Source organism: Streptomyces sp. NPDC093544 (assembly GCF_040683495.1).
Taxonomy (GTDB): Bacteria; Actinomycetota; Actinomycetes; order Streptomycetales; family Streptomycetaceae; genus Streptomyces.
The window spans coordinates 208,946-219,579 of sequence record NZ_JBFBEA010000017.1 but is presented as its reverse complement, the minus strand read 5'-3'; the positions used below and the strand labels follow the sequence as shown (position 1 = coordinate 219,579).

The window sequence follows — 10,634 nt, the reverse complement described above, 5'->3', positions numbered from 1 at the left end:
GGTTGATAGGCCAGATGTGGAAGCCCAGTAATGGGCGAAGCTGACTGGTACTAATAGGCCGAGGGCTTGTCCTCAGTTGCTCGCGTCCACTGTGTTGGTTCTGAAACCACGAACAACCGTCGTAGCCATGCCACGGCTCCGGTTGAGAAGTTTCATAGTGTTTCGGTGGTCATAGCGTAAGGGAAACGCCCGGTTACATTCCGAACCCGGAAGCTAAGCCTTACAGCGCCGATGGTACTGCAGGGGGGACCCTGTGGGAGAGTAGGACGCCGCCGAACAAGTTTTGGAGAAAACCCCTGTACCGGGAAACGGTACGGGGGTTTTCTGCGTTCAGGGTTGCCTCGTTTTAATGTTGCAGTATGCGCTACGAATTGATCATCTTCGACAACGACGGCGTCCTCGTGGACAGCGAACCGATCTCCAACGCTCTCCTTGCCGCGTATCTCACCGAGCTCGGGCACCCCACCTCGTACGAGGAGTCCCTCCGCGACTACATGGGCGCCGCCATGCACCGCGTACACGACCTGGTCGAGGAGCGGACCGGGGAGCGGCTGCCCGCGGACTTCGATGACGTCTTCCATGCTCAGGTTTTCGCCGCCTTCGAGCGGGAGTTGGAGCCGGTTCAGGGTGCTGTGCAGGTGCTGGAGAAGCTGGCTGCGGACGGGGTGCCGTACTGCGTGGCCTCTTCTGGGAGTCATGAACGGATTCGTGTGGGGCATCGGAAGACCGGGCTCGACCGATGGTTCGACGAGGGGCGCGTCTTCAGTTCGCAGGATGTGGGGCGGGGGAAGCCGGCGCCGGATCTGTTTCTGTACGCGGCCGAGCGGATGGGTGTGGTGCCGGAGAAGTGTGTCGTCGTGGAGGACAGTCCGCTCGGAGTGCGGGCGGCCGTCGCGGCTGGGATGGATGTGTACGGATTCACGGCCATGACGCCCGCCGGTCGGCTCGCGGGGGCCACTCGTCTCTTCTCCGACATGGATGAGCTGGCTGACCTGCTCGTATGACTGGGTTCGGTTGCGAGTCCTCCTCAGACACCCTGCCCTCCATCAGCCGTGGGCCGCGCCGAGTTGAAGAGCTGAGCAGAATTCATCTTCGGTTGGATCTACCCACGGGTAGGCCTGGGCTCTACGCTCGCCGCCATGACAGATGTGCTGCGGCGCGGTAGGGCCTCGCTCGCGTTCAGCTTCTTCGCCCAGGGCGTCGGCTTCGCGTTGCTCGTGACGCGTATCCCGGCGATCCAGGACCGCTACGGAATCTCCGACGCGTTGCTGCCCGCCTTCCTCGCCGCGGTGCCGGTGCTGGCGGGGGTCGGGAGCGTGGCCACCGAGAAGCTGGTCAAGCGGGTGCCGCCCAGTCGCGTACTGAGGTGGTCGCAGCCCGTCGTACTCCTTGCGCTGCTCGGGGTCGGGTCCGGTGACCAGGTGGTCGAGGTGGCGATCGCGCTCGCTGCCTTCGGGCTCGCGGTCGGTGCGCTCGACGCCTCCATGAACATGCTCGGGGTGAGTCTCCAGCGGACGTACGGGCGCAGCATCATGCTCGGGTTCCATGCCGTGTACAGCCTGGGCGGGATCGTAGGGGCCTCGCTCGCGTGGGCGGGGGCGCACTGGCATCTGTCGCTGTTCGTGTTGTATCTGCCGGTCGTGGTGGTCCTGTTGCCTGCGGTCCTTGTCGGGAGTCGGTGGTACGTCGATGGGGGTGCCGGCGCCGGAGCGGATGATGCCTCTGGTGCGAAGGAGGCGGGCGAGGCCGGGCCCGTCGTCTTCAAGTTGCTGCTGCCGCTGTGTCTGGTGATGACCTTCGCCTATATCGGGGACTCGACAGTCTCCAACTGGAGTGCGAAGTATCTGCAGGACGTGCTGGGCAGTTCGGAGCAGCTCTCGACCGTTCCGTACAACGTGTATATGGTCACGACGCTCCTGGGGCGGGCGATCGGGGACTTCGGGGTACGGCGGTTCGGGGCTGCGGCGGTCGTACGGGTGGGGGCGGTGGTCGCGGCGCTGGGATTCGGTGTCGTGGCGGTGGCACCCGGCGCGTGGGTGGGGATGGTCGGGTTCACCCTGCTGGGGCTGGGGCTCTGTGTGATCGTGCCGCAGACTTTCGCGGCTGCCGGGCGGCTCTTTCCGGGGGCTTCGGATACGGCCATCGCGCGGCTCAATATCTTCAATTACGTGGGGTTCTTGATCGGTTCGCCCTTGGTGGGTGCGCTGGGGGACGCCTGGAACTACCGGGGCGCCATGCTCGTACCCATGGTGTTGGTTCTGCTGACCTTGAGGTACGCCCGGTCGTTCGCCGTTGAACCGGACCGATACGGTGAAGGGCATGAGCGGCCGCGCACAGCTGATGTGGGACGAGGCAGTAACGGGCTATAACTTTGGCCCGGATCATCCGATGGATCCGGTCAGGTTGGTGTTGACGAGGAAGCTCGTCGACGCGTTCGGGCTCGATCGGGACCTTGATGTGGTCGCGGCGAAGCCGGCCGGGGATTCGACGTTGCGGCTCGTGCATCGTGAGGACTACGTGGAGGCGGTCAAGGCCGCTTCCGTGGACCCGGAGGCTGCCGACACCTCGTACGGGCTCGGGACCCTCGACGATCCCGCCTTCGCCGGGATGCACGAGGTGTCCGCGATGATCGCCGGGCAGTCGGTGGGCGCGGCTGAGGCGGTGTGGCGCGGGGACGCGGTGCACGCGGTGAATTTCGCGGGTGGGCTGCACCATGCGATGCCGGGGGGTGCGTCCGGGTTCTGTATCTACAACGACGCTTCACTCGCCATCGCGCGGCTGCTTGAGCTGGGGGCCGAGCGGGTCGCCTATATCGATGTGGATGTGCATCACGGGGACGGGGTGCAGGCGGCGTTCTGGGAGGATCCGCGGGTTCTGACGATCTCGCTGCATGAGCATCCGCGGACGTTGTTCCCGCAGACCGGGTGGCCGGAGGAGACGGGCGGCGACAGCGCGGAGGGGTCTGCCGTCAATGTCGCGCTGCCTGCCGGGACGGGGGATGCGGGGTGGCTGCGGGCGTTCCACTCCGTGGTGCCTGAGCTGATCGCGGACTTTCGGCCGCAGGTGCTGGTTACTCAGCACGGGGCCGACACGCATTTTGAGGATCCGCTCGCGCATCTCGCGGTGTCGCTGGACGCGCAGCGGGCTGTGCAGGTTGCCTGTCATCAGCTGGCGCATGAGTACGCCGAGGGGCGGTGGGTCGCGCTGGGCGGGGGTGGGTACGCGGTGGTGGATGTGGTGCCTCGGTCCTGGACGCATTTGGTTGCCATTGCGGCGGGGCGAGCCGTGGAGCCCACGGCGTTGGTTCCCGAGGGGTGGCGGCAGGAAGTGTTCGCTCGTACGCGGCAGTTGGCGCCGGGGCGGATGACTGATGGGCGGTGGCCGGTGGCCTGGGCGGACTGGGAGTCCGGGTACGACCCGGCCGATCGGCTGGATCAGGCGGTACTGGCTACTCGGCGGGCGGTGTTTCCGTTGCGGGGGCTGTTGCCGTAAGGGGCTGGCCATTGTTTTCTCGCCCCCTCCGCCCCTTCCCGTCCCGTTTCTGGGGGCAGCCGCCCCCAGGCCCCCGCTTCGGCCTGAACGGCCTCGTCCTCAAAGGCCGGACGGGCTGAAATACCAGGCCGTTACGCCAACTGTGCGGCCTTTTCGGGATTTTCGGGGTGAAGGCGCGGCAAATGCGTCAGCATCGCTGACGTGTTGAGCACCGGAGCTTTGCGTGCACACCTGTTGGCCGCCCGGCTGGCCGGGCCTGTGGCCACCTCGCGTGAGGAGAGTCTGCGCAGTTATCGGCTCTTCGCCGCTCGTGATCCTCGCGTTCTGCTCGGGCTTGATCCCGAATGGACTTGGCGGCAGCGGGACTTGATCGAGTTGATGGCGGACAAGTGTGGGGTTTCTGCGGACCCGTCGCACACTTCGGGGCATGATGTGATCGATCCCGAGCGGACCCTGGCCGCCCTCGACGCCTTCGCGACGCGGCTCGGAGAGGCGGCTCGCAGGCGAGAACCGGTGCTTCTCGGCACCGGTCATCCGCATCGGCTGATCGGTTTCTACGCCGCTCTCGCGGACGCCCTGTCGGCGGCGGGATGTACTGTTCTCACCCCCGCGCAGGGTGACTGTGTCGACATAACGACCCGGTTCGGTCTACGCACGTACAACCTTGACTACGTACAAGGTGTCGCGCTGGTGCGCGAACCCGGCGTGCGAGCCCCCGGTAGTGCGACCGGCGCACACACCCACTCACCCCTCCCGGTTCGTACCGTTCTGGCCGCCGCGGCGGAGGCCGGTGGACCGCTCCCCGAGCTGGTGATCGGAGACCACGGATGGGTCTGCGGAGCAGGTCAGTTGGGGTTCGAGGCGATGGGGCTGGCGGATACGGACGATCCTGCGCTCTTCGTCGGGGAGGCAGAGGGGCGGGTGTCCGTCGTCGTTCCGCTTGATGACGCTGTGCGGTCTGATTACTACCGACCGCTTACTCGCTATGTACTCAATCGAGCGTGTCTGTCACAGTAGGCGGCCGATGGCAGCTCCTCTTCCCCACTCGCATCACCCGCCCCTACTCTGGGGAGTAAGCACGCAACGACGAAGTGTCACCGGAAGGGGAAGCCGGTGACCGTCGAGTGCGGAAGGTTCAGGTGTGTCATGGCTGCAGTTGGCGAGAGGCCTCTGAACGAGGTTCAGTTCCTGACCGTGGCGGAAGTCGCCTCGGTGATGCGAGTGTCGAAGATGACCGTGTACCGCTTGGTGCACAGCGGTCATCTGCCGGCGATCCGGGTGGGGAGGTCCTTCCGGGTGCCGGAGCAAGCTGTTCATGAGTACCTCCGCGAGAGCTATGTGGGGGTGGAGACAGCCTGACGGCGGTCCGGGAGACCCTCCGGGGTGATCCCTGATGATCCGGGAGGCCATCCAGGATCATCCGGCGTTCGCCTGGAGATCTCCCGGATCCCCTCGATTACGACCTCAGCGCTCGGACGGGTAGGCTGGCCCCTCATACGTGTGGGCCCATGCAGCCCAGCACCGAGTAAAGAGAAGTGAGCGAGGGTAGTCGTGGGCTCTGTTATCAAGAAGCGGCGCAAGCGGATGGCCAAGAAGAAGCACCGCAAGCTGCTCAAGCGCACTCGCGTTCAGCGTCGCAACAAGAAGTAAGCGGCGCCGCAAGAAGCGCGTACTGTGGCCCCCCGCCAACTGGCGGGGGGCCACAGGCATATCCGGTTCCGCATATCCGTCGCGCAAATCCGTCATAGAAAGCCTTTGCGGGCGATGAACCGATTCCTGTGCGCCGAATGGCTTGGTCTGATCGCACGTATGTGGCTGTCGTCACCTCGTGCCTCGGGCGGTCATCACAGCGCAACAACAACCCGCTAGGTTGGCCGTAGACGGGGAACACGGCAGGCTACGAGCAGAGCTACATCCGCATTCTGGAAGCATTCTGGAAGGAAGGCGCTGATCTTGGGGAAGGTCGTGCTCGTGACCGGAGTTGCCCGTCGGCTGGGCGGCCGGTTCGTACGGCGGATCCAGCGTGACCCACAGGTGGACCGGGTGATCGCCGTGGACGCGGTCCCGCCCGAGCACCATCTGGGCGGTGCCGACTTCATCCAGGCCGACATCCGGCACCCGACCATCGCGCGCGTGCTCGCCGAGACGAACGCCGACACGGTCGTACACATGGATGTGACGGGCACCGCGCTGGGCAGTGGGAGCCGGACAACGGTCAAGGAGACCAACGTCATCGGCACCATGCAGCTCCTGGGCGCCTGCCAGAAGTCCCCCACCGTCAAGCGGCTCGTCGTGAAGTCCAGTACGAACGTGTACGGGTCCGCGCCGCGCGATCCGGCCGTGTTCACCGAGACCACTCCGCCCAAGTCGCTGCCCAGCGGCGGCTTCGCGAAGGACACGGTGGAGGTCGAGGGGTATGTACGGGGATTCGCGCGCCGGCGCCCCGACGTGGCCGTGTGTGTGCTGCGGTTCGCGAACATCCTGGGCCCGAGCGCGGATTCGCCGCTCGCCTCGTACTTCTCGCTGCCGATACTGCCGACCGTGTTCGGCTACGACCCGCGTCTGCAGTTCGTGCACGAGGACGACGTGATCGAGGTACTGCGGATCGCCTCGCACGAGCCGGAGCGCGGGACGCTCAACAGCGGCACGTTCAACATCGCCGGCGACGGCCTCCTGTTGCTCTCCCAGTGCTCGCGGCGCCTGGGCCGACCCACGGTGCCACTGCTGCTGCCCGCGCTGTCCTGGGCGGGCACGGCGGTGCGTACGCTGGGCGTGACGGACTTCTCGCCGGAGCAGCTGCGGCTGCTCACGCACGGCCGGGTCGTGGCGACCAAGCAGATGCGCGAGACGCTGGGATTCCGGCCGAAGTACACGACGGCGGAGACCTTCGCGGACTTCGCCCGCAGCCGGGGGCCCGGACTCCTGCCCCCCGAGGCCGTCGCGGGAGCCGTCGACCGGATCGCCGCGCTGTCTTACCTGGGCGGCGGCCAGCCCCCGACGCAGAGCGCCAACTGAGGAGCGCATCAACGATGGCGGACGCCAAGGTCATTCCGTTCGACGACGACCGGTCGCGCGGGGGTGCGGTGCAGCGCCCGCCGCGCCGCCGGAGCGCGGGGAGCCGCCGCCCGGGCGAGCCCGTGGTGGTTCGTGAGGTCCAGCACCTGCCGAGCCGGGCCGGGCAGCGAGATGATGTTCCTGTGACGCGTGAGGAACAGCCACCCCAGGAGCCGCAGGAGAGCGGCGGTCTGGAGCGGCGCATCGCCGGGGGCCTGGCCTTCCTGCGCCGGCGGCTCACGGGCGACTACGAGGTCGACGAATTCGGTTACGACGCCGAACTCACCGACCAGGTACTGATGTCCGTGTTCCGCCCGCTCTACGAGAAGTACTTCCGCGTCGAGGTCAAGGGCATCGAGAACATCCCGTCCGAGGGCGGGGCGCTGATCGTCGCCAACCACTCCGGGACGCTGCCGCTGGACGGCCTGATGATGCAGGTCGCCGTCCACGACAACCACCGCGAGGGCCGCCACCTCCGCCTCCTGGCGGCCGACCTGGTCTTCATGCTGCCGGTCGTCAACGAGCTGGCCCGCAAGGCCGGGCACACGCTGGCCTGCGCCGAGGACGCCGAACGGCTGCTGGAGCGCGGCGAACTGGTCGGCGTGATGCCCGAGGGCTTCAAGGGCATCGGCAAGCCCTTCAGCGAGCGCTACAAGCTCCAGCGCTTCGGCCGCGGCGGCTTCGTCTCCACGGCCCTGCGCCAGGGCGCCCCGATCATCCCGTGCTCGATCGTCGGCGCGGAGGAGATCTATCCGATGATCGGCAATGTGAAGACGCTGGCGCGCGTACTGGGAATCCCGTACTTCCCGATCACTCCGACCTTCCCGTGGCTGGGCCCGCTCGGCGCGGTCCCGCTCCCCACGAAGTGGACGATCCAGTTCGGCGAGCCGATCCGCACGGACGGCTATCCGCCGGAGGCGGCGGAGGATCCGATGCTGATGTTCAACCTGACGGATCAGGTCAGAGAGCAGATCCAGCACACGCTGTACAAGCTGCTGGTGCAGCGGCGGTCCGTCTTCTTCTGATCATGGGTATACGTTTCTTCTGATCGTTTGGCTGTACGACGTTGGGGCGCCCTTCTCAGGAAGGGCGCCCCAACGTCGTACAGCCAAACGATCTAGCCGACGTCCTCGCTGTCGATGCCCAGACCCGGGAGCAGACCCGGGAGGAGCGGGGGCAGGGTGACGTCCGGTTCGCCGGTGGACGGGGTGTTCTTGCCGGTGGACGGGGAGGCGGAGCCGGTGGCGTCCTTGGGCGGGTCCAGTAGGCCGCCCGTGTTGCCGCCGAGCAGGCCGTCGTCCTGGCTGCCCGAGGTGGACGGCTTGGGTTTGCCGCTGCTCTGACTGCCATTGGACGAGCTGCTGCCGCTGGTGGCGCTGGGCGCCGGACGGTCCGTACCGGAGGAGCCGGTGGACTCCGAGCTGGAGCCGCGGTGGCGGCCCGTGCCCTCCGGTGCGGGCGGCTGCGGGAGCAGCGACCGCAGCGGTTCGACCTCTTCGTCTATGGCGTCGAACACCGACGAGACCTGGTCACTGACATCGCCGAGCTGCACGGGCAGCCGGTCGCGCAGCGTGCCCCAGGCCTCGCGGTGGGACTGCGAGAAGGCGGACAGGGCCTGGATGGGGCCGAGTGAGCCGTCCCGTTCGTATGCCTCGTGCAGCAGTCGATGGCCTTCGGCCGCGTCGTGCTGCATGCCCGACAGGGCGCGGCGGATCTCGCTCAGGGACTCGTGGTCGAGCTGCCCGGCCCGGTCACGCTCCAACAGCCGGCGGGCCTCGCTGAGCCGGTTCGAGGCCTGGTCGAGGTAGAGCTCGCCCCGGTCGCTCTCTCCGTGGGCCAGGCCCAGCTTGATGTCCTCCATGCCGCGCTTCAGCCCATAGAGCGAGTCACCGGGGAGGGCGTTGGTGCTGGCAGCGGCCACGCCGCCGAAAGCTCCCGCGGCCACACCGACGGTGAGCCCGCCCGCGGCGAGTCCCTTCGACAGCCGGGAACGCGGCCGCAACTTCCCGAGCCCGGTCGCCCGGTGCGCGCCCCGGCCCCGGTGGGACCGCTGCTCGGGCACCGAAGGGCCCGGGCCCTGGCCTCCCGCGGCAGTGCCCTCCAGCAGCATGGCCTCCATCGCGGCGACGAGCTGGGCTCGCTGCACGACTTTGACCTCGGGGTCGAACTCCGGTTTGGGCAACTCGCCGAGACCGGTGGCCAGGGCCAGCAGCAGGCCCTGATCGGTCTGTTCCGCAGCAGCCGGGGACGGTGCCGACCCATCGGGCTGCTCGGCCGCCGTGCCCTGGTCGGACTGCTCTTCCAGGGCCAGGGCGAAGGCGTTCGCCCGCCGGTGTGCCGATACGTTCGCGATCACTGGCGGCACCTCCTCTCATCATGACGGTCGACTCCCCAGGGGGTCCTGAGGGTTGCACTCCCTGACCACATCCACACGATCGAGTGATCGGTGGTGGCCGGGGAGTGACCACAGGGAGCCTGTATCCCGCACAACGAGCGTCGCGGCACTTGGGTTACGGACGACGGATGATCGGACCGCGAAGTCAACAGACTTTTACGGAAGGTGAGTTGAGCGTCGCTGAGCGTGTGGGATCACTGTGACTCCGCTCCCCCACCTATAAGGAGGGGGGCTTCCAACCCGAGGGTTGCGGTCCAGCCTGAACCGATGGCGTTTGTGCGGGTGTACGGGGCTCAGCGGGCGTCGTCCGGAAGGAGCCGGGCCAGCGTACGGACGGCCCGGTACTGGAGGGTCTTGATCGCGCCCTCGTTCTTGCCCATCACGCGGGCGGTCTCGGCGACCGAGAGCCCCTGGAGGAAGCGCAGGGTGACGCACTCCTGCTGCTGGGGGTTGAGCCGCTTCACGGCATCCAGCAGTGCCGCGTTCGACAACGACTCCAGGACGGAGTCCTCGGGGCTGCGCTCGACGTCGTTCGAGTCGAGCATGTCGCCGGTGGTCACCTCCAGCCGGAAACGGCTGGACTTGAAGTGGTCGGCGACCAGGTTGCGGGCGATGGTCACCAGCCAGGCGCCGAAGTCGCGGCCCTGCCAGGTGAAGGTTCCGATGCGGCGCAGGGCGCGCAGGAACGTCTCGCTGGTGAGGTCTTCCGCGGTCGCCTTTCCGCCGACGCGGTAGTAGATGTAGCGGTACACGGTGTCGCTGTACTGGTCGTAGAGACGGCCGAAGGCATCGGCCTCGCCCGCTTGGGCGCGCTCTACGAGTTCCATCATCCGGGCGCTGTCACTGTCTGCGGCCGGGCGGCGAGCGGTGGTGGCCGAGCTCGAGCGGCCCCGTCTGCCGACCGCCGCGCTTCCGTCGGCCAGGGCGTAACAAGGGCCGACGGGCGCGGGGCCGGCGAAGGCGGGGACGGCGTACGCGGTGGGGACGAAGCCGCGCAAGCGGTCCAGAACCGTTGCGCGCAGCGTAGCCAGGCCCGAGGCGTCAACCCCGACGTGTGAGTACACGGGACTCCCAGAGGCAGAGCTTCCATCACGTTCAGTGCGGAACCGTTCACCCGTCGTAGCGAAAGTGGGGTGGCGGTTTGCGTCTGAGGAGAATAACGCTTCGTACAGGCAGCGCTACACCGAGTTGCGTAAATCACCGGTTGCGTCGCTTCTGTTTCTTGTTGACGCTGATTCAAGTACCGGACAGTGACCGTTTGTTGATCGTTTTGGTCCGTGTTCCGTTTGAGTGCGGGGCGTGTTGTGGTCGACTGCCGTTAACGGGACTGGCGGGGGCGTTGTGGGGGTAGGAGTGCGGGATTGCCGGGTTTCGGGTGTGTCATGAGCATCCGGAAGCCCGTGGGCTGGGGAGTGGGTTGTTCGCCCCCCTCCGCCCCTACCCGTCCCTTGTTCCTGGGGGTTGCCGCCCCCAGACCCCCGCTGTCGGCCCGGACGGCCTCGTCCTCAAACGCCGGACAGGCTGAGACTGCCGGCCGGGGCTGAAGGGTGCTGCCCCCAGAGGGTGGGTGGGGGACTGGGATGGCACCGGCTCGTCCTCGAACGCCGGACGGGCTGAAACGGCCGCGCCTATGGGTGGCCTCGTCCTTGAACGTCGGACGGGCTGGGGGTGCCCTGGGTCGGGCTGAAGGGTG

The 10,634-nt window shown here is 67.3% G+C and carries 10 protein-coding genes and 2 rRNA genes; 10 read left to right on the top strand and 2 right to left on the bottom strand.

Annotated elements, in window-relative coordinates:
- From AB0N66_RS26315 to AB0N66_RS26270, 10 genes are all read left to right on the top strand, one after another.
- Positions 1 to 74: ribosomal RNA gene (locus tag AB0N66_RS26315) — 23S ribosomal RNA — on the top strand; the annotation flags it as partial.
- Positions 75 to 161: 87 nt separating this feature from the next.
- A 5S ribosomal RNA gene (rrf, locus tag AB0N66_RS26310) occupies positions 162 to 278 on the top strand.
- Positions 279 to 359: 81 nt separating this feature from the next.
- Entirely contained in the window at positions 360 to 1,004 is a 645-nt protein-coding gene (locus AB0N66_RS26305; RefSeq protein ID WP_365439421.1) for an HAD family hydrolase, read from the top strand.
- Between the two features lie 135 nt (positions 1,005 to 1,139).
- Entirely contained in the window at positions 1,140 to 2,369 is a 1,230-nt protein-coding gene (locus AB0N66_RS26300; RefSeq protein WP_365439419.1) for an MFS transporter, read from the top strand.
- Entirely contained in the window at positions 2,320 to 3,492 is a 1,173-nt protein-coding gene (locus tag AB0N66_RS26295; RefSeq protein ID WP_365439417.1) for an acetoin utilization protein AcuC, read from the top strand. Before AB0N66_RS26300 ends, AB0N66_RS26295 begins: the two co-directional genes overlap by 50 nt.
- A 201-nt stretch (positions 3,493 to 3,693) precedes the next feature.
- Positions 3,694 to 4,509 carry a phosphatase gene (locus AB0N66_RS26290; RefSeq protein WP_365439415.1) on the top strand — a complete coding sequence of 272 codons (816 nt, stop codon included), beginning with the start codon at positions 3,694 to 3,696 and terminating at the stop codon, positions 4,507 to 4,509.
- Between the two features lie 129 nt (positions 4,510 to 4,638).
- Positions 4,639 to 4,851: a helix-turn-helix domain-containing protein gene (locus AB0N66_RS26285; RefSeq protein WP_365439458.1), complete on the top strand. Its 213-nt coding sequence runs from the start codon at positions 4,639 to 4,641 to the stop codon at positions 4,849 to 4,851.
- A gap of 192 nt (positions 4,852 to 5,043) precedes the next feature.
- Positions 5,044 to 5,142, top strand: a complete 99-nt coding sequence (locus AB0N66_RS26280; protein ID WP_003948845.1) for an AURKAIP1/COX24 domain-containing protein — start codon at positions 5,044 to 5,046, stop codon at positions 5,140 to 5,142.
- A gap of 303 nt (positions 5,143 to 5,445) precedes the next feature.
- Positions 5,446 to 6,507, top strand: coding sequence for an NAD-dependent epimerase/dehydratase family protein (locus tag AB0N66_RS26275; protein WP_365439414.1), 1,062 nt, complete (start codon positions 5,446 to 5,448; stop codon positions 6,505 to 6,507).
- A 14-nt stretch (positions 6,508 to 6,521) separates the two neighbouring features.
- A complete protein-coding gene (locus AB0N66_RS26270; protein ID WP_365439412.1) occupies positions 6,522 to 7,571 on the top strand; it encodes a lysophospholipid acyltransferase family protein in 1,050 nt (349 codons plus the stop codon).
- A 92-nt stretch (positions 7,572 to 7,663) separates the two neighbouring features.
- On the opposite strand, the gene AB0N66_RS26265 is transcribed toward AB0N66_RS26270, so the two are convergent.
- Positions 7,664 to 8,902 (bottom strand): DUF5667 domain-containing protein, encoded by a 1,239-nt coding sequence (locus AB0N66_RS26265; RefSeq protein ID WP_365439410.1) that lies wholly within the window; start codon positions 8,900 to 8,902, stop codon positions 7,664 to 7,666.
- Positions 8,903 to 9,234: 332 nt separating this feature from the next.
- Entirely contained in the window at positions 9,235 to 10,005 is a 771-nt protein-coding gene (locus tag AB0N66_RS26260; RefSeq protein ID WP_365439408.1) for an ECF subfamily RNA polymerase sigma factor, BldN family, read from the bottom strand.
- Positions 10,006 to 10,634: the final 629 nt, after the last annotated feature.